Below are 22,057 nucleotides of genomic sequence, written 5' to 3'. Positions count from 1 at the left end.
GGGCAAGGGGAACCGCATGCTATTTCGGCTGCTGTGTAAAGCGGGCCCATGTTGACCAGCATGCAGCGGCAGTGGCGGTGATGAAATCCCCCAAGGATCGGTGCATCAGGTCATCAATCGTTGCGGGAGCGCAATTTCTATCGACACCCGCCCATGGACGGTCATTTCCCAAATAGCTTTGCCGCAGAATCCGTTTTGGGAATGGCTAGCCAGAATGAAACGTTTACGAAGCTGTAATTGCAGCGCGACCTAACGTCGAAAGCTGGCAGGCCCCGCGGCGGGTTTCCAATCAAGAGTTGCAGACGAGGTAAAATCGTTGTAGATTTTTGGAACTTATTGATTTGACTATGTTTTTGTAAATAATATTCGAAGAATAGGACTATTTGACCGGGTCAAACCATTTGGCCGAGCCTTTTCTATTTCAGGACAGATATTCGCTTAACGATTAAAGAAAGATGTTACTCATGGACCGAGACAATGTCGTAATCCTTCTCACCGGGGATCAAATCGCGACGCTTTCACGCGAGCCGACCAATCAAAATAACAGCAGTGATGCCGATTTCGGCATGAAGCTCGACGGTGTTACAGCGCTGAGCGATGAAAACACTGTTTACCGTCTGGTGTGGTGGGCGAATAACAACAATGTCGATCAGTATTTCGTCAACGGTCAGCGATGGCGGCTGGAGGCCTTTACAGGATCAGGTGATCCGGCCAGCAGCCCAGACCAAAGCAATTGGACCGTTGTGCCCGGCCGCGATGAGATGTCACCGCGCCCGGATCTCGTGGGCGGATTGGGTGGTGGTGACGAATATATCGTCTTTGCAACCAATGCCGGGCATATGATTTACAATATCAACGGCGGCTTTACGAAGACGCCAAGCAATCAGGTCTACCTCCAGGCAGATGAAAATGGCGATCCGGAAAGCGGCACCGAAAACCGCGAGCTGAATTTCAGTGATTCCATCAACGCCTTTACGCCGATCTGCTTTTGTGCGGGGACGCTCATCGCAACCGATGAAGGCCCCGTGCCAATCGAAAACCTCAAAATCGGTGATCTTGTCGTGACGCGGGACCACGGCCTGCAACCGATCCGCTGGATCGGGCGCAGCGAGATGAGCCTCGCCCAGACGACGATTTTCCCAAAGATTTTGCCGGTCCATGTCGCGGCTGGCGCGATGGGGCCCGGCCTGCCCCGGCGTGATCTGTGGCTGTCGCCCCAGCACCGCGTGATGGTCAGGTCAAAGATCGTCGCCCGCATGACCAATCAACCAGAGGCGCTGGTCGCCGTCAGGCAATTATGCGCAACGCCCGGCATCACCCAGATGACCAAGCCGCAAGCGGTGACCTATCTGCATCTGCGCCTTGACCAGCACGATATGGTCTGCGCCGAAGGCTTATGGGCCGAAACACTGCTGCTTGGGCCGCAGGCCTTGCGCAGCATGGGGCCAGCAGCCCGTCAGGAACTGGCGCTGATCTTTCCCGGCGTGACCGAGGATCTGCAACAGGCCGCGCGACCTGTCATCTCTGGCCAGAATGGCCGCAATATGGCGCAGCGCCACGTCAAGAACGACAAGCACCTGCTGGACCTGCCCTGAGGCCGCCGCCTTATTCCGCCGGGGCCAGCGCCGGACCCGGCAGATGCCGCTTGGCGCGTTTTTCGCCCAGCATCAGCATCGCAGGGGTGACCAGCAACGTCAGCACGGTCGCAAAGACCAGCCCACCGGCAATGGCGCTCGACAGTTCCGTCCACCATTGCGTGGACGGCGCGCCATAGACAATCTCGCGCGTGAAAAAGTTGATGTTCAGACCGATCACCATCGGCAGCAGCCCCAGCGCTGTGGTCAGCGATGTCAGCACGACCGGGCGCAAACGCTGGGCACCGGTGCGCAACGCCGCCTCTAACGCGGATTGACCTGCGGCGCGCAACTCATTGTAGGTGTCGATCAGCACGATATTGTTGTTCACCACGATCCCCGCCAGCGCGATCACCCCGATGCCGCCCATGACAACGCCAAAGGGTCTGCCGGTGATCATCAGCCCCAAGAGCACACCAGCGATGGAAAAGATGATCGCCGACATCACGACAAAGGCCTGCCAGAAACTGTTGAACTGGGTCAGCAGGATCAGGAACATCAATCCGATGGCCGAGATAAAGGCCCCGATGAGGAAGATCATGGATTCCGCCTGATCCTCGGCCTCACCACCAAACACGACGTTGACGCTGGGCGGCAGGTCCAGTTCATCAATCGCCGCCTGCAAGGCCAGCGTCTGATCATTCGCCAGAATACCCGGTGCCACATCGGCAGAAATCGTCAGCACGCGCGCCTGATCGATCCGCGTGATCACGCCAGAGCGCGGTGCGGGATTGAACGACACGAAATTTGAAATCGGCACCAGACCTACGGATGTCGGCACGCGCAACGATTCCAGTTCTGCCAAGGTTCGGCTTTCAGCGGGGAAACGCACGACAATATCCACCTCGCCATCGCCATCCTCGGGGCGGTAATTGGCAACGTTGATCCCGCGCGTCAGCAATTGCACCGCTTGCCCCAGCAAAGCGACATCAGCACCGCTGCGTGCCGCCTCTGACCGGTCCACACCGATCTGCCATTCCACACCGGGGCTGGGGCGCGAATCGACGATGTCGGTAAAGCCACCGATCCGGCCCATCGCATCAAGGATCGCCTCTACCGCGGCGGTCTGGTCGGCATCGATATTGCTGAAAACCTCCAGATTGATCGGTTTGCCACCACCCGGCCCGCCCGCATCGGTCTGGACCTGCACCTCGATCCCCGGGATCTGGGCCATATCGGCCCGGATATCCTCGGCGATCAGGGCGACAGGGCGGCGGGTGTCCCAATCAGTCAATTCCAGTTGCAGCCCGCCGATTACATCGCCGCCTTCGCGCGAGCCGCCGGAACGGGCATAGACGCTGGCGACCTCATCATATTGTTCGAGTTGCGCTTCGACCTGACGGATCAGGGCATCTTGTTCAAAAACGGAAAAATTGTCTTTGGCCAGAATTTCGACCTGCGCATATTCCGGCTCGACCTCGGGAAAGAATGTCAAACCATTGCCGAAATGGCCGTAAGCGACAAAAGACGCCACCAGCGCGATCATCGCCATGCTGAGCGTGGTCCAAGGCCGCAGGATCGACCATTCCAGAACCCGGATATAACCGCCAATGAAACCCGTCATATCACGCGGATCGCCTTGTTCGGCGGCATGCAATTGTGCTTTGGCCTTTGCTGTCTGACCTTGACGCTTGCCGATCATGCCGCCCACTACGGGGATAAAAATCAGCGCCATGAACAAAGAGGCCGACAGGGTCACGATCACTGTGATCGGCAGGAATTTCATGAATTCACCGACAACACCCGACCAGAACAGCAGCGGAAAGAACACGCAAAGCGTTGTCGCGGTCGAGGCGATGATCGGCCAGGCCATCCTTTTTGCCGCGCGGGCATAGGCGGTTTTGGCATCGTCACCTTCATGCAGATAGCGGTCGGCCAGTTCGACGGTGACAATCGCCCCGTCCACCAGCATCCCGACCACAAGGATCAGTGAGAACAGGACCACGATATTCATCGTGAAGCCCATGAAATAAAGCACAGCGACGCCGGTCAGAAAGGCCCCGGGAATGGACAGCCCGACCAGCACGGATGACCGCAGGCCCAAGGCATAGACAATCACGATCATCACCAGAATGATCGCGGCGATCACATTAGCCTCAAGATCGGACAGCATCGTCTTGACGGTTTCGCTTTCGTCCAGCGTATAGCTGATTTCCACGCTGTCAGGCCATTCCTGACGTTCGCGGTCGATCACTTCGCGCACCGATGCGACAGTGTCGATAATATTGGCCCCGGCGCGTTTCTTGACCTCCAGCGCCAGCGCTGGCTGGCCATCGATCCGGGCAAAGCCGGTCGGGTCCTCGAACGTGCGGCGGATCGTGGCGACATCGGCAAAGGTCACCACGGTCTGGCCGCGCGTGATGATCGGCAGATCCATCACATCCTGCACGTTTTCGATCAATCCCGGCACTTTCAGCACGATGCGCCCGGCCTCGCTTTCGATGGCACCGGCGGCGATCAACTGGTTGTTGCGGGTGATCGAATTGATCAATTCGTCAAAGGTCAGGTTATAGGTTTCAAAGACAGTCGGGTCGATCAGCACCTCAAGCAATTCATCGCGCTTGCCTGCGACATCCACCTCCAGCACGCCGCCCAGCGCCTCGATCTCGTCCTGTAGATCGTCGGTGATGGCATTCAGCGTGCGTTCGGGGACCGGGCCGGACAAAACGACCGTCAGGATCGGAAACAGGGCCGTATTGATTTCATTCACAGTCAGGTTCACGCTGTCGGGCAGGTCATTTTCGGCCCGGTCAGCGGCTTGGCGCACATCATCAAGCGCCTCACCGGCATCATAGCCGGGCTCAAATTCCAGCTGGACGGTGGCAAAGCCTTCGCCAGCCTTGGCGATCATGGTTTTCAGCCCGGTGAGGGAGGCAAATTCCGTCTCCATCGGGCGGACAAGCACATCTTCGGCATCCTGTGGCGAAATGCCATCCAACGTGGTCGAGACATAGACGATGGGGATCGTGACCTCTGGATTGCTTTCCTTCGGGATCGCCAGATAGGCGGCCGCGCCGACCAACAACAAAAAGCCAAGGATCAGCCCGACAACTTTGCTGCGGCTGAAAGACGCGTCGATGATCCCGTTCACGGCTGCACCAAGGCGGTCATATCCTGTGCCTGAACGCGTGGATCAACGGCATCGCCATCGGTGACAAACCCTTGTCCGATGGTGATGATCCGCGCCGCGTCTGGCAGGCCAGCGACCCAGACACCATCGGTCTGGGCGCGCACAATCTCGACCAGCGAAAATACCACCCGGTTGTCGTCATCGACGGTTTTGATCCCCAATTCGCCATTGGTGCCCAGCGACAGCACGGCGGGCGAAACGAAATGCCCACGCGCTTGCCCGGTCGGCAAGGAAACCCGCGCGCTGAGCCCGGCAGGCATGACGCTGTCGGGGTTATCGACCACGATTTCAACGCGGAAGGTGCGTGTCTGCTCATCTGCATTGGCCCCGATAAAGGCCACTGTGCCGCTTTTCTGTTCGCCGGTGATAAAGGACACCTCTGCTGGCTGCCCCGTCTGCAACCGGGACAAGGCCTGCTGCGGCACCTGCACGACAACAGTCAGCGGATCATTGTCCAGCACTTCCGCGACGACAGTGCCGTTTTCGACAAATTCGCCCTCATTGATCGTCAGATCATTCAGACGCCCGGTGAAAGGCACGGTGATGATGGTGTTGTCGAGCTGGTCCTGCGCCGATGTCAGCGCGGCTTCGGCGGCGGCCTGTGCGGCACGCGCCTGCGACACACGGTCCTCGGTCGCGATGCCGCGCTCTTGCAGAGCCAAGGCGTTGTCGTAATCGCGCTGTGCCTGCGCCAGTTGCGTTTCGGCCTGCACAAACTGCGATTGCGCGATTGTGCCGTCAATCCGCGCGATTTCCTGTCCGGCAGTCACCAGATCGCCGCGCGATACGGCGACAGAAGCGACCTCGCCATCCGCCTTGGCACGGATCGTCGTCGCGCGGTCGGGTATGGACTGGCCTTCGGCGGTCAACACGAGCGGCACATCCTGCGCCACCGACTCCATCACTGCCACGCTGATCGTGCGCTCTGGCGGGATATCGGCCTCTTCCGTCGCGTTGGCAGATGGCAGAATTGCGCCGCTACCCATCCATCCGACTAAAACCAATGCCAGAAATCCGGCGATCCATTTGGACCGCCCGGCACCTTGATCCGTCGCAAATTGCAGTTGTCCCGTCTGATCGCGGGGCGTTTCACCAGCCATCTGGTTTTCCTCATTGCAGGGCTGCGGCGCAGCCCGTAGCCAATCCGACAATAGGTAGTGTGCCCGCGTTAGCGTTACCAGATCCCGGCAACGCGTTATCGCAATATCATCACAGGAAGATGATACTGTGTCACAGATTTACGCGCGATCTGCCTTCTACAGGGCAAATGCACGCGTCTGGACATTCCCCCACCCGCCGTGCCTATAAATGTCCCGACCCAAGCAGGAGCACTGCATGCCCGATATCACGGCCCCTCTGGCTGACCCCGTCTTCTGCCCTTTGGGCATCGACGGTGTTCTGGTCCGGTTTGCGCGCGATCTGACGCCAGCCGCCAATGCCAGCGCCAGCGCTTTTTGCGCGCAAATCAGGTCCGCCGATCTGTCCGGCGTGACTGAGGTGGCGTCATCCCTGACATCTGTAAGGGTCGGCTTTGATCCCGGGCTGACCGACCGGCAGGCCGTCACCGACCAGTTGCGCGACATGCTGCGAGATCTGCAAAGCATCGATACATCACCCCGCCGATTGTGGCATATTCCGGTGGCTTTCGGCCCGGCCCATGCGCCCCAATTGAAAGAGGCAGCCGCGCTTGCCGGGCTGACCCCCGATCAGGCCGTGCAAGAGATTACAGCGACACGCCTGCGTGTGCTCGCCATCGGTTTTGCCCCCGGCCAGCCCTATCTGGGCCTGATGCCCGCGCATTGGGACATCCCGCGCCAGCCGGACCTGACACCGAAAGTGCCACGCGGCGCGCTGGTCACCGCTGTGCGCCAGTTGATCATCTTTGCCGCCGACACGCCGACCGGCTGGCGCCAGATCGGGCAAAGCGCGTTTTCGGTCTGGCGGCCTGACAGCGACACGCCCTTCCCGCTTGACGCTGGTGATGCGGTGCAATTCAGCGCGGTGTCCGACGATACCCTGCGCGATCTGCAAGCCAATGCCGACAGCAACGGCGGCGCGCGCTGCGAGGTGTTACGCTGATGCCCGAATTGACAATCCACAGCATCGGGCCGGGCGTGACGGTGCAAGACCTCGGTCGCCCCGGATGGACCGCGCAGGGCCTGTCGCGTGGCGGCGTTGCCGACCGGCTCGCCCTGCTGGAAGCAGCGGCCTTGCTGGGCGGCGACACAGATTTCGCGGTATTGGAGATGATGGGCGCAGGCGGTGTGTTCAGCCTGGACGCGCCGACGCGGATCGTCCTGACCGGGGCTGCGATGCAGGCCGGTATTGATGGCGCGCCGGTGCCGCCGAATACGACGCAAGTGCTGCCCGCCGGAGTTAAGCTGACCATCGGCGGTGCGCGGCGCGGCGTCTTCGGCTATCTGGCCTTTGCGGGTGGGATCAGGACCACGCCGGTGATGGACAGCCGCGCCACCCATCTGACCGCAGGGCTGGGCCGCGCGCTGGACGAGGGCGACCGCCTGCCGCTGGGGGGTGACCCGGCCCCTGATGCGCCACCGCTGCGGCTTGAGATCGCGGACAGATGCAATGGTGGCACCATCCGCATGATGCCCGGGCCCCAGACGGATCTGTTTGATGAGGCGACCCTGCGCGCATTTCTCGCCGCTGAGTTCCAGCGCAGCCCGCGCGGCAACCGCCAAGGCGTGCGGCTGGATCACGACAGCGCGAAATTCGCAGCGCAAGGCGGATTGTCCGTCACCTCGGACCTGATCGTGCCGGGCGATGTGCAAATGACCGGTGACGGCGTGCCTTTCGTGCTGCTGGCGGAATGCCAGACCATCGGTGGCTATCCCCGCATCGGCAGCGTGATCCCCGCCGATCTGCCCCGTGTGGCGCAAGCCGCCCCGGGCACCGCGCTGCGGTTTGACATGCTGAGCGTGGAAGATGCTGATGCAACCGCACAATCCGACGCAGCACGACTGCGTGATCTGCGCGCCGCCTGTCAGCCGCTGATCCGCGATCCGCATGACATTGCCGATCTGCTCAGCTACCAATTGATCAGCGGTGTGACCGCTGGCCGTGATCTGGAAAGTGATTGATATGACGATGAAAGTCGACCTGAACGCCGATATGGGCGAAAGTTTTGGCCCTTGGGTCATGGGCGATGATGCGGCGCTGCTCGACATCATCACCTCGGCCAATGTGGCTTGCGGGTTTCACGCAGGCGATCCAGATGTGATGGACCGCACGATGCGGCAGGCGGTGGCAAATGGCGTGAGCCTTGGTGCGCATCCGGGTTTTGCCGATCTCAAAGGCTTCGGTCGGCGTAACCTGCCGATCCCGGCGGTCGAAATGGCCAATGCCGTGGCCTATCAGGTCGGTGCAGCACAGGCGATGGCCCGGCGCGCAGGCGGGCATATCCGGCATCTGAAACTGCATGGGGCGCTGGCCAATATGGCCTCGGTTGATGTGGAACTGGCGCGGACCTGCTATCAGGCCGCTTTGGAGGTGGACCCTGATCTGGTGATCATGGTGCTGGCGGCGACAGCGCAAGAAGAAGCTGCCCGCGATCTGGGCTGCAACTGGGCGGGCGAGATTTTCGCCGACCGCGCCTATAATGATGATGCAACCCTTGTGGACCGCCGCCAGCCCGGTGCCGTGCTGCACGATCCCGCACTGGTCGGGCCGCGCATTCTGGCGATGTTACAGGCGGATGCGATCATTACAGAGACCGGCAAACATATCCCCTGCAAGATCGACACGATCTGCCTGCATGGCGACACGCCCGGTGCCGTCGCCATCGCGCGCGGATTGCGCGATCACCTGACGCAGGCGGGGATCACCCTCGCCTCGCTGTAATTTCCGGAGCCTGCCATGACCAGCTACTATGCCCCCAAAGGCGGCCTGCCTCCGCAAAGCGATCTGCTGACAGGCCGTGCGGTCTTCACCACTGCCTATGCCGTGATCCCCAAGGGCGTGATGACTGATATCGTCACGAGCAACCTGCCGTTCTGGGACAAGACCCGCGCCTGGGTCATTGCCCGGCCCATGTCAGGCTTTGCCGAGACCTTCAGCCAGTATATTGTTGAGGTTGCACCCGGTGGCGGCAGCACAAGGCCCGAGACGGACAAAGCCGCGCAAGGCGTGATTTTCGTCGTGAAAGGTGGTTTTACCCTGACCATTGCAGGCACAGATCACGCGATGCGCCCCGGCAGCTACGCCTATCTGCCTGCGGGGGCTGACTGGCAGGTCCAGAATGATGGGGATGCGGCGGCGACATTTCACTGGGTCCGCAAGACCTATCAAGCGGTCGAAGGCATCGACGCACCCGTGGCCTTTGTCACCGACGAAGGCGCTGCGACGACGATTGCCATGCCCGACACGAATGGCGTCTGGGCCACGACCCGCTTTGTCGATCCTGCCGATATGCGCCATGATATGCATGTCAATATCGTCACCCTACAGCCGGGCGGGGTGATCCCCTTTGCCGAAACCCATGTGATGGAGCACGGGCTTTATGTGCTGGAAGGCAAGGCTGTTTACCGGCTGAACCAAGACTGGGTCGAGGTTGAAGCAGGCGATTTCATGTGGCTGCGCGCCTTTTGCCCGCAGGCTTGTTATGCCGGCGGGCCGGGGCCGTTCCGCTATCTGCTTTACAAGGATGTGAACCGGCATATGCCGTTGTAAAAAGATTCTATGCCTCCGGCGGGGATATTTAGGCTCCGACGATGGGGGGCGTGGCGCGGAAGCCATCGGGGATCGAGTCTTTCTCATTAAGCAGCAGGTCCGCCATGACCTGCCCCACCTTCGGGGCCATGCCAAAGCCGATCTTGAAGCCGCCATTGGCGATATATTCGCCCTTGCGGATCGGATGATCACCCAGCACCGGCGCGCGGCTGGGCGCGCGGGGGCGGACACCGGCCCAGGTCTCGATCACGGCGGCCCCTTGCAAGACAGGAAAGGCTGCCACGGCGCGCGCGATCACATCATCCAAGGCGCTGTCGGTGCTGGTCGGATCGGTGAAATCCCGCTCTGACGTTGAGCCGATGGCGACGGTCCCGTCCAGATGCGGGATGATATGCAGCGCATCGGCGAAAAGCTGCGGCGCGCCTGCTGCGTCATGGCGCAACAGCGCCGCCTGCCCTTTGACGCCATTGCCGCCGATTTCCTGCATCCCAGCCCAGCCGGTGGCCCAGACGATTTTGCCATAAGGGGTCCCCACAGGCCGGATCGTTCCGCCAAGTGCGGTCACCGCATCAGCCAGAGCCTGCGTCGCGCGGCGCGGATGGATCAATGCGGACAAAGTATCACGCACGACATGGCCGCTGGGGGATGGTGGCATCCATTGATTGTCGCTGACAGGTTCCACCTGCCATGTCGCCAGCCCCTGCCACAAATCCTCCGCCGAGACCGCCCGCGCCCGCGCCAGATCGACCGCGCGAGCATCAGCCAAAGGCTGCAACCGCCCGGTGCGAGCATAGCCGGTCTCAGCGCCAGTCAGCTTGGCCACCTCAGCCCAGAACGTCTCTGCCATAATCAGGCTGTCGAATTGAAACGCTTTCTTGTCGTTCCAGTGCTCCGGCACATGGGGCGCGAGCGCGCCGACAAGGCCGCCGCTGGCCCCCGCTGCAATACCGGCAGGGTCGATCACCTGCACCTTGGCACCGCGCCGCGCGCAGGCGTAAGCCACTGACAGGCCAAAGACCCCTGCCCCCATTACCGTCACATCAGCAATTGCCATTCCGCGCCCTTCCGCCCAAAGATGCCCCAGACCTAGGGCAGCAGCGCATGACAGACCAGACGGCAAAACTTCAATGGCGCGACGGCGTGCCGATTGCGCAGGATTTTGATGATCCTTATTTCTCGCTCGACGATGGTCTGGCGGAAACGCGGCATGTGTTTCTGGACGGCAATGACCTGCCTGCGCGCATCATGGGTGATTTCCAGATCGGCGAATTAGGCTTTGGCACCGGGCTGAACCTGCTGGTGACATGGGATGCCTGGGTGCAGGCGGGCAGGCCGGGACAGCTACATTTCACCTCTTTCGAGGCTTTCCCGATGGCCTTGCCCGATATGGCCACCGCTTTGGCGCAATTTCCGGCGTTGGGCGATTATGCAGACAAGTTGCTCGCGGTATGGACGCCACAGGCAGGTGCCGTGACGCTTGACACCGGGTTGACCCTGCACGTCATCACCGGCGATGCGCGCCAGACCTTGCCCAAATGGGAAGGCAGCGCCGATGCCTGGTATCTGGACGGGTTTTCGCCTGCCAAGAACCCCGAACTCTGGGAACCCAGCCTTTTGCAAGCCGTCGCAGATCATACCAAGCCGGGCGGCACGGCAGCGACCTACAGCGCTGCAGGCCATATCCGGCGCAGCCTGTCAGACGCCGGTTTCACGGTCACAAAACACCAAGGCTATGGCCGCAAGCGGCATATGACCCGCGCAAGGATGGATGATGCAAAGTAATACAAGGCTCGGGGTCATGTTGATGATCCTGGTCACCATCATTTTTGCCGTGCAAGACGGGATTTCGCAGCATCTGGCGGTGAACAATAACGTCGTGATGATCGTCATGGTGCGCTATTGGTTCTTTGCCGCCTTCGTCATCGCTATTGCGCGCAAGCAATCCGGCTCGATCCGCGCGGCGGCGCGCACCAAGCAACCGATCCTGCAAATGGCGCGCGGCACGATCTTGGCGCTGGAAATCTGCGTGATGGTCACGGCTTTCGTTTACTTGGGGCTGGTGGAAAGCCACGCGATCTTTGCCTGTTATCCGCTGCTGATCGCGGCGCTCTCTGGCCCGATCTTGGGTGAAAGCGTCGGCTGGCGGCGCTGGACGGCGATCGGGATCGGCTTTGTCGGGGTGCTGGTGATCCTGCAGCCGGGCTTCGCGGTCTTTGCCCCGGCTGCGGCGATCCCGCTGCTCGCGGCGTTCATGTTCGCGCTTTACGGCTTGCTGACGCGCTATGCCGCACGGCTGGATGATACGACCACATCGTTTTTCTGGACCGGCACGTCAGGGGCGGTGGTGATGAGTGTCATTGGCATCTGGTTCTGGGAACCAATGTCAGCCGCAGACTGGCGCTGGATGGCGCTCTTATGCATGACCGGCGTAACCGGCCATTGGCTTTTGATCCGCACCTATGAAGTGGCCGAGGCCAGCGCCGTCCAGCCTTTTGCCTATCTGCAACTGGTCTTTGCCAGCATGATCGGCGTCGGGTTGATGGGCGAGACGATCCGGCCTAACGTGGCCATTGGTGGGGCCATCGTTGTCGGCGCGGGGCTGTTCACGCTATGGCGTGCCCGCAAAAAGGCCGCATCCCCGCCGGGGGCGTAAAAGCCCTCAATCCCGCACCGGCCTTGCCACGGGCCGCATCACCGGTTTTTGCCCGATCAGTAAAGGTGTAAACCGCACCGGTCCAGCCTGCCCGGTCAGCCGCGCCTGATAGACAGGCAGGCTTTCCGTGACACGCTGCACGTAATTGCGGGTCTCGACAAAGGGGATATGTTCGATCCAATCGACGATATCCATCTCGCGCAGGCGCGGATCGCCCCGTTCCGACATCCATGTGCGCGGACGGCTTGGCCCGGCGTTATAGCCTGCGGCGATCATCACCGGGCTGGGGCCGAACATATCCTCAAGATAGGCCAGATATTCCGCGCCCAAGGTCGCATTATATTGCCAGTCGCTGGTCAACCGGGCGCGGGAATAGGGCAGGTTCAGGCGGGTCGCCACCTCCTCCGCTGTGGCGGGCATGACCTGCATCAGGCCCAGCGCCCCGGCTGGGCTGCCGATCCCGATATTGAATTCGCTTTCCCGCCGCGCGATGGACAGGGCAAGGGCGGGATCGACCGGCAGGTCCATCTGGGCCAGATCATGGACCGGATAGTAAATCTCGGGCAGCACCGCGCCGCGGGTCACGGCGGTTTTACCCAAGAGCAACGTATAATAATCCTCACCGATAGAGCTGAGATAGGCGCCCAATTGGACCAAGGCGTCGGGGTCGAGCCTTTCGCCCAAGGCGGCAAAGAAGGTCACGGCGGCCCCGCGTTCACCGCTTTCCAAAAGGATCAAAGCGGCGCGCGTCAATTCATCGTCAAAGACCTCCGCCCCGTCCCATGCCACCTGTGATCCGACCAAGGCGGCATCCAGCGGGCGGTCGATTTTTTCAGAGGCCAGCAGGCCATAAAACGTCGTCTGATGCGCCGCGGCCAAGCCATAGGCCGCGCGCGCAAGGTCGCTATTGCCTTTCACCTCCTGCGCGCGGCCAATCCAATATTGCATCCGCGCGGTGGATATCGGGCCGGACACGCCCGCCGCCGCAGTTTCGAAATGTGCCAAAGCCTGCACCGGATCGCCCTGATAGATCAGCGCGATATAGCCAGCCAGCCATTCCAGATCGGCAAAGGATTCGCCTGTGGTCAGAAAATGCCGCGCGGCGAGTTCATAAGCCAGATCGGCGCGGCCTTCGCGCATATGCCAGCGCGCCAGCACTTGGCGGTAGCCGGACCAGCGGAACGGTTCCTGCAAAGCCTCTGCGGTGGTTGATTGGGCGCGCAGCACCTCGGTCGCGTCGGTCCAGTCGCCGCGCGCGGCCAGCCAGCTGTAACGGGCGTAGAGAAGGCCGGGATTGTCACGCAGGTTTTCCGGCACGGCATGGAACAAGGGCAGCATATTGTCAGTGCCATTGGCATAGCCGATGCGCGCCGCGATCAAGGCACGCTGCCCCTCGGGCAACAGCGGCAACAGGCGGGCCGCGTCACTGGTCCGGCTGCGCCAGAGCAGCGCATCGGCACGGGCGGCGTGTTGGGGCGCAAGATCTGCGGCAAAACGCGCCATCAGCGCGGCATGGCCTTCATCGTCAAGACCAAGGTTCAGCCAAGCATTGCGCAGGGCAGTCGCGGCGGCCTCATCCTGCCCTGTCGCCAGCAAAGCATCGACCAGCCGCACCACACCTGCGCCGGTCAGCGGCGGGCTGTCGGCAAACCATGCGGTCACTGCGTCCGGGTCGGCATCATTGGGGATCACCGCCTCTGCCTGTCGGCGCAACAGGGCAAGTCCCGGCCAATCCGGGCGGGCGGTGACAAAAGCCTGATAATCCGCGAAAGGCGCATCCCCCGCGCGCAGGCGCAGCCATGTCAGCACATCGCGTGTGACCGGATCGGCGCTGTCCGCGATCTGAAACGCGGCGTCCCAGCCGGTATCCTTGGCCGCAATTGCAGCCACGGCGGTCTGATCGACGCGCTGCGCAAAGCTGGGGCCTGCCGTGGCAAGACAGAGGAATGACAGGGCCAAAAGCCGCATGGGAATGACTGCTCCTTTCCGTTTTGGCCTAAGGTAACCGCGTGGTTTCACAAGGCAACTGACAAACTTGGCAACAGGCAGAAAGGCGTCTAGTGTCCGCCAACTTTCGACCGGGCGACTCATCGTCCCGCATATAAGGAATTGTCGCATGTTCAAGGGCTCCATCTTCAAGGGCTCCATCCCCGCACTCGTCACACCGTTCATGGACGGTCAGGTGGATGTTGCGACACTCAAGAAACTTGTGAACTGGCATATTGAGCAGGGCAGTCATGGGCTGGTCCCCGTCGGCACGACCGGCGAAAGCCCGACCCTGACACATGGCGAACATGATATGGTCGTCGAGATTGTGGTGCAGGAGGTCGCAGGCCGCATTCCGGTGATCGCCGGTGCCGGGTCGAACAACACGATCGAAACCGTGCGTCTGGTGCAGGCAGCACAAAAGGCGGGGGCCGATGCCGCGCTTGTCGTGACGCCCTACTACAACCGGCCTACTCAGGCGGGTTTGATTGCGCATTTCACTGCCGCCGCCGATTGTGGCCTGCCGATCATCATCTACAATATCCCCGGACGGTCCGCCGTCGATATGACCCCCGACACGATGGGCGAGTTGGCGCGCCATCCGATGATCATCGGGGTCAAGGATGCGACTGGCGATCTGGCCCGCGTCCCCAAGCAGCGCCTGCGCTGTGGCAAAGACTTTCTGCAGATATCGGGCGAGGATGCGACGGCCTTAGGTTTCAACGCGCATGGCGGCGTGGGATGCATCTCGGTCACAGCCAATGTCGCCCCAAAACTTTGTGCGGAATTTCAGGAAACCACGCTTGCCGGGGATTACGCCAAGGCGTTGATCCAGCTGGACCGGCTGATGCCGCTGCATGAGGCAATCTTTGCCGAACCGGGTGTCGCGGGGGCCAAATATGGCATGTCCTTGCTGGGTCTGTGCAATGAGGATGTGCGCAGCCCGCTGACACCTTTGACCGATGCGACCAAGGCACGGATGCGCGCGGCGATGGTCCATGCGGGCTTGCTGAACTAGGCCTCAGGGCTTATCTGCACCCGATGGCCAAGAAAAACGAAAAGACAAATTACAAAGTCGTCGCCGAGAACCGGCGCGCGCGCTATGACTTTGCCATTGAGGATGACATCGAAGTCGGCATCATCCTGATGGGGTCAGAGGTCAAATCGCTGCGCGTCGGGCAATCGAATATCGCAGACAGCTATGCCTCGGTTGATAATGGCGAACTCTGGCTGACCAATGCCTATATCGCACCTTACGAGCGCGCGATGTTCAGCCATGAAGAACGCCGCAAGCGCAAGCTGCTGGTCAGCCGCAAGGAATTGTCGCGCCTGTGGAATGCGACCAAGCGCGAAGGCATGACCTTGGTGCCGCTGGTGATGTATTTCAACGACCGTGGTTTGGTGAAGCTGAAGATCGCGACGGCAAAAGGCAAGAAAAACCACGACAAACGCGCGACAGAGGCAGCACGTGACTGGGGACGCCAGAAACAGCGGTTGTTGCGCCACGGCGATTGAGGCGCGTGAGATACCTTGTTTCCGGGTTCACAGCGCGATAGTCACATGCGCAAGTGACCGAAAGGCAAGTTGATGAGCATATCTGCGCCGGATGACCCCAAAACGCTGGTCGGCACCGACTGGTTGGCGGAGCATCTCAAAGACCTCGAATTACGCGTGCTGGACGCATCCTGGTATCTGCCGGATACGGGTCGGTCGGGTCTGGCCGAATATGAGGCGGGCCATATCCCCGGCGCGCGGTTCTTTGACATTGATGAAATCAGCGACCTAAGGTCTGAATTGCCGCATATGGCACCGCCGGTCGAGAAATTCATGTCGCGGATGCGCGCTATGGGTGTCGGCGATGGGCATCAGGTGGTGGTTTATGACGGGGAGGGGCTGTTTTCAGCCGCGCGCGTCTGGTGGCTGTTCCGCCTGATGGGACATGACAATGTCGCGGTGCTCGATGGTGGCCTGCCGAAATGGCTGGCCGAAGGCAAGCCGGTGACCGATGCCGCCCCGGTGATCCGGGATCGGCATATGACCGTGCAGCGGCGCAACCAGATGGTGCGTGATGTGACCGATGTCGCCCGCGCAGCCAAGCTCGGCGATCACGTCATCATCGATGCGCGTGCGCCGGGCCGGTTTCGCGGGGAAACTCCCGAACCGCGCCCCGGTATGCGGTCGGGCCATATTCCGGGTTCGCGCAATGTCTTCTATCAGGATCTGTTGAACGAAGATGGCACGATGAAACCACTGGCCGCTTTGCGGGCTGCTTTCACCGATGCCGGTGTTGATCTGGACAAGCCTGCGATCACCACCTGCGGGTCTGGCGTGACGGCGGCGATCCTGTCGCTGGCGCTGACCCGGCTCGGCAAGTCCGATCATTCACTTTACGACGGCTCATGGTCCGAATGGGGCATGTATGCTGATCTTCCCCTTGCAACCGGAGCCGCCTGATGCTGCAAAACCTGAAATCGCAACCTGCCGATAAAATCCTTGCCCTGATGGCGCAATATCGCGCCGATCCGCGCGACACCAAGATCGACCTTGGCGTCGGTGTCTATAAGGATGCAACCGGCAACACACCCGTCATGCGCGCCGTGAAAGAGGCAGAGCGCCGGATTCTGGCCGACCAGACCACCAAAGCCTATACCGGGCTGGCCGGTGATCCCGCCTATGGTGCCGCGATCCGCGATCTGGTGTTGGGCGACAGCGTGGCCGCCGACCGCGTGGCCGTTGTGGCGACACCGGGCGGCACGGGTGCGATCCGGCAGGCGCTGGAACTGATCAAGATGGCGTCCCCTGACGCAACTGTCTGGCTGTCGAACCCGACCTGGCCGAACCATCCGTCGATCATCAAATATCTCGGGATGAAAATGGCGGAATACCGCTATTTCGACAATGACACGCGGGGCATTGATTTTGCCGGGCTGATGGAAGATCTGGATGGGCTGCAGGCGGGCGATGTCGTGTTGCTGCATGGCTGCTGCCATAATCCGACAGGGGCCAACCTGACCTCTGACCAGATCGGGCAGGTCATCACGCTGATGCAGGCCAAAGGTGCCCTGCCCTTTGTCGATATCGCCTATCAGGGCTTTGGCGATGGTCTGGAGGCCGACGCCCAAATCACCCGACAGATCGCTGCCGCTTTCGACAATTGCCTGATCGCATCAAGCTGTTCCAAGAATTTCGGCATTTACCGTGAACGCACCGGCGCGCTGATGGCGATTGCGCGCGATGCGGATGAACAGGCGCTGGCACAGCAGAACCTGAACTTTCTGAACCGGCAGAATTTCTCTTTCCCGCCGGACCATGGCGCACGGGTTGTCACTACGATCCTGACCGACCCCGATCTGCGCGCGGATTGGGAGGCAGAGCTGGAAGACACCCGCCTGTCGATGCTGAACCTGCGCCAGCAACTGGCGGATGAACTGAAACGCCTGACCAATGGCGATAATTTCGACTTTATCGCGCATCATCGCGGCATGTTCAGCCGGTTGGGGGCGACGCCGGAACAGGTCGAAACAATGCGCCAGACCAATGGCATCTATATGGTCGGCGACAGCCGGATCAACATCGCCGGGCTGAATGCCGAGTCTGTGCCGATCCTCGCCAAGGCGATTGTCGCCGCTGGCGTCTGACAGGTCGCACCCGTGGCCGATGCTGCGGGTGCGAAATCATCCTTGTGACCCATTGCGCAATATTATACCCAAGACAAAACCCCTTGCGCAATTTTGATACTCACGAGGTCTGTCATGTCATTCCGCCTGCAACCCACACCCCCGGCCCGCCCGAACCGCTGCCAATTGTTCGGGCCGGGATCGAACACCAAACTGTTCGCGAAAATGGCGGCCTCGGCGGCGGATGTGATCAACCTTGATCTGGAAGACAGTGTGGCCCCGTCCGACAAGGACACAGCCCGCGCCAATGTGATTGAGGCGATCAATACGGTCGATTGGGGCAAGAAGACGCTGAGCGTGCGGATCAACGGGTTAGACACGCCCTATTGGTATCGCGATGTCGTGGATGTGCTGGAACAGGCAGGCGACAGGCTGGACCAAATCATGATCCCCAAGGTCGGCTGTGCGGCGGATGTCTATGCAGTGGATGCGTTGGTCACCGCGATTGAACGCGCCAAGGGCCGCAGCAAGCAGATCAGTTTCGAGGTGATCATCGAATCAGCCGCCGGTATCGCCCATGTTGAGGAGATCGCCGCCAGTTCCCCACGAATGGCTGCGATGTCGCTGGGGGCTGCCGATTTTGCCGCCTCGATGGGGATGCAGACCACCGGCATCGGTGGCACGCAGGCGAATTATTACATGCTGCATGGCGAGACGCGCCATTATTCAGATCCGTGGCATTGGGCGCAGACAGCGATTGTCGCCGCCTGCCGCACGCATGGTGTGCTGCCCGTCGATGGCCCCTTCGGTGATTTCAGCGATGACGAAGGCTACCGCGCGCAGGCGCGGCGGTCGGCGACGCTTGGCATGGTCGGCAAATGGGCGATCCACCCCAAACAGATCGCCTTGGCAAACGAAGTCTTCACACCATCTGAAGAAGCTGTGGCCGAAGCCCGCGAGATTCTGGCCGCAATGGAAGAGGCCAAAGCACGCGGTGAAGGGGCGACCGTTTACAAGGGTCGCCTTGTCGATATCGCCTCGATCAAGCAGGCCGAAGTCATCGTGCGGCAGTCAGAGATGATCGCCGCCGCCTGACCTGCCGTTGCCATTGGTCAGCGCATACGCCATATAATGCAGACTTGTGGCAAAAAGGTGCGCTGATCCGATGACCCTATACCTCGACTTTGAAAAACCGCTGGCCGAGATCGAAGGCAAGGCCGAAGAATTGCGCGCCATGGCCCGCGACAACGCGGATATGGATGTGTCGAAAGAAGCAAATGCGCTGGATAAAAAGGCCGGTGAATTGCTGACCTCGCTTTATGCGAACCTCACCCCCTGGCGCAAATGTCAGGTGGCCCGCCACCCCGAACGGCCGCATTGCATCGATTATATCGAGGCTTTGTTTACTGAATTTACGCCCCTCGCAGGGGATCGCAACTTTGCCGATGACCATTCCGTCATGGGCGGCATCGCGCGGCTGGATGGCCAGCCGGTCATGGTGATCGGCCATGAAAAGGGCAATGACACCAAATCCCGCATCGCGCGCAATTTCGGCATGGCCCGGCCCGAAGGATACCGCAAGGCGATCCGCCTGATGGATCTGGCCGACCGTTTCGGCCTGCCTGTCATTACGCTGGTCGATACCCCCGGTGCCTATCCCGGCAAAGGTGCGGAAGAACGCGGCCAGTCCGAGGCAATCGCGCGATCGACCGAGAAATGTCTGGCACTGAAAGTGCCGCTGATCAGCGTGATCATCGGTGAAGGCGGGTCCGGCGGCGCTGTCGCCTTTGCCTCGGCCAACCGTGTCGCGATGCTAGAACACTCGGTCTATTCGGTGATCAGCCCCGAAGGCTGCGCCTCAATCCTGTGGAAGGATTCCGAAAAGATGCGCGAAGCCGCGGAGGCCTTGCGCCTGACCGCCAAGGACCTGCATGAACTGGGCGTCTGCGACAAGATCATTGCAGAGCCGAAAGGCGGCGCGCATCGCGACCGTGATACGGCGATCAAGGTGGTGGGTGAGGCGCTGAAATCCATGCTGGCCGAGCTGACCGGCAAATCGGGCGACAAGCTGCGCAAGGACCGGCGCGATAAATATCTCAATCTGGGCAGCAAGGGCTTGGCGGCTTAACGCCGCCTACCCCCTTACCACATCGTCGCCTTGGCGCGGTCCAACCATGCATCATCATAGGAGGCGCCGTCAAAACCGGCGTCCTGTTCCGATAGCATCTGGCCGACGCTGGGCAGATCAGCGCTTTCATCCACCCCGGCCCAAAGCCCGGCGCGCATGATGGCACGGGCGCATTGGCTGTAAACCTCTGCCACGGTAATCACGATCACCGACCTTGGCCTGCGACCTTTGTCATCGAACAGATCCAGATGCTGCGCCGCGACAGACACAATCGCACGCCCATTGACCCGCACGGCATTATCCGAGCCCGGCACCATGAACATCAGGCTGATCCGGCCGTCCTCAACGATATTGCGCAGGGTATCGATACGGTTATTGCCGCGCCAATCCGGCATCAACAGGGTCTGCGCATCGATGGCGCGCACCACCGGGCCGTCATCGCCACGCGGGCTGCCGTCTGTGCCGCCAGAGCCGACGGTCGAAACGATGCAGAACCGCGACGCCATGATCCATTTCAGGTAAAGCGGCGTCAGGTGCTGCGCGACCTTGGTCAATGACGCTTTGGCAGGTTCGCCATAGATCGCCTCAAGCGCGGCAATATCAGATATGATGTCATCAGCCATGAAACCCTGCCTCTGCGTTCAGCCGGTCAGAGGCTGTTTCAATGACCGTTTCCAATTGCGTCATGAATGTTGCGATCTCCAGCCCGGGTTCGATCCGGGGCAGGAACTCAAACACCGCCGTCCCCTGATGGCGGTAAATCCCACGCTTGGGCCAGAACAGGCCGACATTGGTGGCCACCGGCACGACAGGTTGCCCCAGTTCACGGTAGAGCGCGCCGGTTCCGATCTTATAGGGCGCTTTGACACCCGGCGCGATGCGGGTGCCTTGCGGATAGATGATCAGCTGTCCGGGCAAGGCACGCCCCGCCTGCACATCGGCCACCATCTTTTTGATTGCCTGCCCGCGCTTGCCGCGATCCACCGGGATACAGCCGATCCGCAGGCCAAACTGCCCGATGACCGGCGCATATTTCAGCACCGCCTTGAAGATGAACTTACCGCGCGGCATCGCGCCATAGATCATCAGCACATCAAGGAAAGACTGGTGTTTGGGGGCAACCATCACCTCGTCCACCGGCGGGGTGCCGCGGATTTCGACCTTCAGGCCGATCATCCAACTGGCCGACCAGCGAACCCAGCGGCAATAGGCATGGCAGGCCGCAATCGCACCTTCACGCGACCAGATCGCAGCGGGGGTATAAAGGATGCCAAACACCAGCATCGCCAGATAGATCTGGCCGTTGAACACCAAAGACCGCAGCCATTGTATGCCGTATCTCATGTCTGTTCCTTCAGACGTCGGAAAGCCGCCCTGCGTGTCGCCACGAAGGCCACGATAGCGGCGGCCACAGGTATTGCCAGCGGCCAGAGCCATTCGATACCCTGAAATCCAAAGCCTGTGTCGGAAACGCCCATCGCATCGGGCTGCGGCATCACCTGCAGCAGCGCAATCGCCAGCAGCGCACCAATGGCCGCCCCAAATGCCGCGCGCAGGGTAAAGCGGCGCACAAAGGCCCCCGCGATATAGACGTCACGCGCGCCGACCAGCCGCAGCACCCGGATGACCTGCGCATTGGCGGCCAGTGAGGCATGGGCGGCGGTGGTGATCATTGCCGCCATGACGGCCGCAATGATCGCAAGAATCGTCCAGCCCACCAGACGCAGCCGCTGGGCCGCCTCCAGCAACGGTTCGCGCCAGGCACCGTGATCATCCAGCACCGCCTCTGGCACCTCGGCCTGCAGCCGCGCGCGCAGACCCACGATGTCATAGCCATCCTCATCCGGCAGGATCGTGATCAGCTGCGGGATCGGCAGATCCTCGACCGGCATATCGGGGCCGAACCATGGGGCGAGCAAGGCGCGCTGTTCCTCCGGTTCCAGCACGCGGGCCGAGGCCACACCTTCTGTCGTCTGCAAGACATTGACGGCAGCGCGCAAGGCCTCATTCGTCTGGTCCAGATCGGCGGGCAGACGCAGGGTCGCTGATTGCGCCAGATCGTCAGCCCAATTGCTGGCGACGCGGCCTGCGGTCAACGACAAGACCAGCGCAAAGATCGCGAGAAATGCCATCGCAGCGGCCACGAAGACCGTCAGCTTTGCCAGAATACCTGTCGGGGGCACAGCACGATCCGCCAGCGGATCGCCCATGATGAAACGCAGG

Annotated in this window: 20 protein-coding genes; 13 read left to right on the top strand and 7 right to left on the bottom strand. The window is 61.1% G+C overall.

The genetic code is table 11. From position 1 onward, the window contains the following. Positions 1-464: 464 nt before the first annotated feature. Complete coding sequence (locus VOY09_RS14220; RefSeq protein ID WP_322894359.1) at positions 465-1,595, top strand: Hint domain-containing protein; 1,131 nt, start codon at positions 465-467, stop codon at positions 1,593-1,595. A 10-nt stretch (positions 1,596-1,605) separates the two neighbouring features. Here the strand turns inward: VOY09_RS14220 and VOY09_RS14215 are convergent, their stop codons facing one another. Continuing rightward, entirely contained in the window at positions 1,606-4,725 is a 3,120-nt protein-coding gene (locus tag VOY09_RS14215) for an efflux RND transporter permease subunit (RefSeq protein ID WP_322894360.1), read from the bottom strand. Continuing rightward, positions 4,722-5,864: an efflux RND transporter periplasmic adaptor subunit gene (locus VOY09_RS14210; protein WP_322894361.1), complete on the bottom strand. Its 1,143-nt coding sequence runs from the start codon at positions 5,862-5,864 to the stop codon at positions 4,722-4,724. The genes VOY09_RS14215 and VOY09_RS14210 overlap by 4 nt, the downstream gene beginning before the upstream one ends. A gap of 235 nt (positions 5,865-6,099) precedes the next feature. Between VOY09_RS14210 and VOY09_RS14205 the strand changes: the two genes are divergently transcribed. Genes VOY09_RS14205 through VOY09_RS14190 form a run of 4 tightly spaced genes read left to right on the top strand, consistent with a single transcriptional unit; the run spans position 6,100 to position 9,450 of the window. Next, positions 6,100-6,843 carry a 5-oxoprolinase subunit B family protein gene (locus tag VOY09_RS14205; protein ID WP_322894362.1) on the top strand — a complete coding sequence of 248 codons (744 nt, stop codon included), beginning with the start codon at positions 6,100-6,102 and terminating at the stop codon, positions 6,841-6,843. Beyond that, a complete protein-coding gene (locus VOY09_RS14200; protein WP_322894363.1) occupies positions 6,843-7,862 on the top strand; it encodes a biotin-dependent carboxyltransferase family protein in 1,020 nt (339 codons plus the stop codon). The genes VOY09_RS14205 and VOY09_RS14200 overlap by 1 nt, the downstream gene beginning before the upstream one ends. Before the next feature lies 1 nt (position 7,863). After that, complete coding sequence (locus VOY09_RS14195; protein ID WP_322894364.1) at positions 7,864-8,622, top strand: 5-oxoprolinase subunit PxpA; 759 nt, start codon at positions 7,864-7,866, stop codon at positions 8,620-8,622. A gap of 15 nt (positions 8,623-8,637) precedes the next feature. Then, the gene (locus VOY09_RS14190; RefSeq protein WP_322894365.1) at positions 8,638-9,450 is read left to right on the top strand and encodes a bifunctional allantoicase/(S)-ureidoglycine aminohydrolase; all 813 of its coding nucleotides are present in this window, start codon (positions 8,638-8,640) and stop codon (positions 9,448-9,450) included. A gap of 28 nt (positions 9,451-9,478) precedes the next feature. On the opposite strand, the gene VOY09_RS14185 is transcribed toward VOY09_RS14190, so the two are convergent. Continuing rightward, positions 9,479-10,504, bottom strand: a complete 1,026-nt coding sequence (locus VOY09_RS14185) for an NAD(P)/FAD-dependent oxidoreductase (RefSeq protein WP_322894366.1) — start codon at positions 10,502-10,504, stop codon at positions 9,479-9,481. Positions 10,505-10,551: 47 nt separating this feature from the next. Between VOY09_RS14185 and mnmD the strand changes: the two genes are divergently transcribed. Continuing rightward, positions 10,552-11,232, top strand: a complete 681-nt coding sequence (gene mnmD / locus VOY09_RS14180) for a tRNA (5-methylaminomethyl-2-thiouridine)(34)-methyltransferase MnmD (protein WP_322894367.1) — start codon at positions 10,552-10,554, stop codon at positions 11,230-11,232. Further along, positions 11,219-12,103, top strand: coding sequence for a DMT family transporter (locus tag VOY09_RS14175; RefSeq protein ID WP_322894368.1), 885 nt, complete (start codon positions 11,219-11,221; stop codon positions 12,101-12,103). Before mnmD ends, VOY09_RS14175 begins: the two co-directional genes overlap by 14 nt. 6 nt (positions 12,104-12,109) lie before the next feature. On the opposite strand, the gene VOY09_RS14170 is transcribed toward VOY09_RS14175, so the two are convergent. Then, positions 12,110-14,071, bottom strand: a complete 1,962-nt coding sequence (locus VOY09_RS14170) for a lytic transglycosylase domain-containing protein (RefSeq protein ID WP_322894369.1) — start codon at positions 14,069-14,071, stop codon at positions 12,110-12,112. Between the two features lie 163 nt (positions 14,072-14,234). On the opposite strand from VOY09_RS14170, the gene dapA reads away from it, so the two are divergent. The 6 genes from dapA to VOY09_RS14140 all read left to right on the top strand — a co-directional run bounded on the left by dapA (position 14,235) and on the right by VOY09_RS14140 (position 19,834). After that, complete coding sequence (dapA, locus tag VOY09_RS14165) at positions 14,235-15,107, top strand: 4-hydroxy-tetrahydrodipicolinate synthase (RefSeq protein ID WP_322894587.1); 873 nt, start codon at positions 14,235-14,237, stop codon at positions 15,105-15,107. A gap of 23 nt (positions 15,108-15,130) precedes the next feature. Continuing rightward, on the top strand, positions 15,131-15,604 hold the full coding sequence (gene smpB, locus VOY09_RS14160; RefSeq protein ID WP_322894370.1) for an SsrA-binding protein SmpB: 474 nt from the start codon (positions 15,131-15,133) through the stop codon (positions 15,602-15,604). A gap of 72 nt (positions 15,605-15,676) precedes the next feature. Continuing rightward, on the top strand, positions 15,677-16,543 hold the full coding sequence (gene sseA, locus VOY09_RS14155) for a 3-mercaptopyruvate sulfurtransferase (RefSeq protein ID WP_322894371.1): 867 nt from the start codon (positions 15,677-15,679) through the stop codon (positions 16,541-16,543). After that, positions 16,543-17,727 carry an amino acid aminotransferase gene (locus VOY09_RS14150; protein WP_322894373.1) on the top strand — a complete coding sequence of 395 codons (1,185 nt, stop codon included), beginning with the start codon at positions 16,543-16,545 and terminating at the stop codon, positions 17,725-17,727. The genes sseA and VOY09_RS14150 overlap by 1 nt, the downstream gene beginning before the upstream one ends. A 114-nt stretch (positions 17,728-17,841) precedes the next feature. Further along, the gene (locus VOY09_RS14145) at positions 17,842-18,801 is read left to right on the top strand and encodes an L-malyl-CoA/beta-methylmalyl-CoA lyase (protein ID WP_322894375.1); all 960 of its coding nucleotides are present in this window, start codon (positions 17,842-17,844) and stop codon (positions 18,799-18,801) included. A gap of 70 nt (positions 18,802-18,871) precedes the next feature. After that, positions 18,872-19,834 carry an acetyl-CoA carboxylase carboxyltransferase subunit alpha gene (locus VOY09_RS14140; protein WP_322894376.1) on the top strand — a complete coding sequence of 321 codons (963 nt, stop codon included), beginning with the start codon at positions 18,872-18,874 and terminating at the stop codon, positions 19,832-19,834. A 14-nt stretch (positions 19,835-19,848) separates the two neighbouring features. Here VOY09_RS14140 and VOY09_RS14135 read toward each other — a convergent pair whose 3' ends face one another. From VOY09_RS14135 to VOY09_RS14125, 3 genes are read right to left on the bottom strand one after another with little or no spacing between them, the layout of a single operon-like run. Next, complete coding sequence (locus VOY09_RS14135; protein ID WP_322894378.1) at positions 19,849-20,457, bottom strand: pyridoxamine 5'-phosphate oxidase family protein; 609 nt, start codon at positions 20,455-20,457, stop codon at positions 19,849-19,851. Then, positions 20,450-21,178, bottom strand: a complete 729-nt coding sequence (locus VOY09_RS14130; RefSeq protein ID WP_322894380.1) for a lysophospholipid acyltransferase family protein — start codon at positions 21,176-21,178, stop codon at positions 20,450-20,452. The genes VOY09_RS14135 and VOY09_RS14130 overlap by 8 nt, the downstream gene beginning before the upstream one ends. Then, positions 21,175-22,044, bottom strand: a complete 870-nt coding sequence (locus VOY09_RS14125) for a cell division protein FtsX (RefSeq protein ID WP_322894588.1) — start codon at positions 22,042-22,044, stop codon at positions 21,175-21,177. Before VOY09_RS14125 ends, VOY09_RS14130 begins: the two co-directional genes overlap by 4 nt. Positions 22,045-22,057: the final 13 nt, after the last annotated feature.

Origin of the sequence: Yoonia sp. 67-2 (genome assembly GCF_035117555.1) — a bacterium.
Lineage (GTDB): Bacteria > Pseudomonadota > Alphaproteobacteria > Rhodobacterales > Rhodobacteraceae > Yoonia.
Note: the sequence above shows the minus strand (reverse complement) of the source record. Positions and strands in the feature narration are given on the sequence as shown.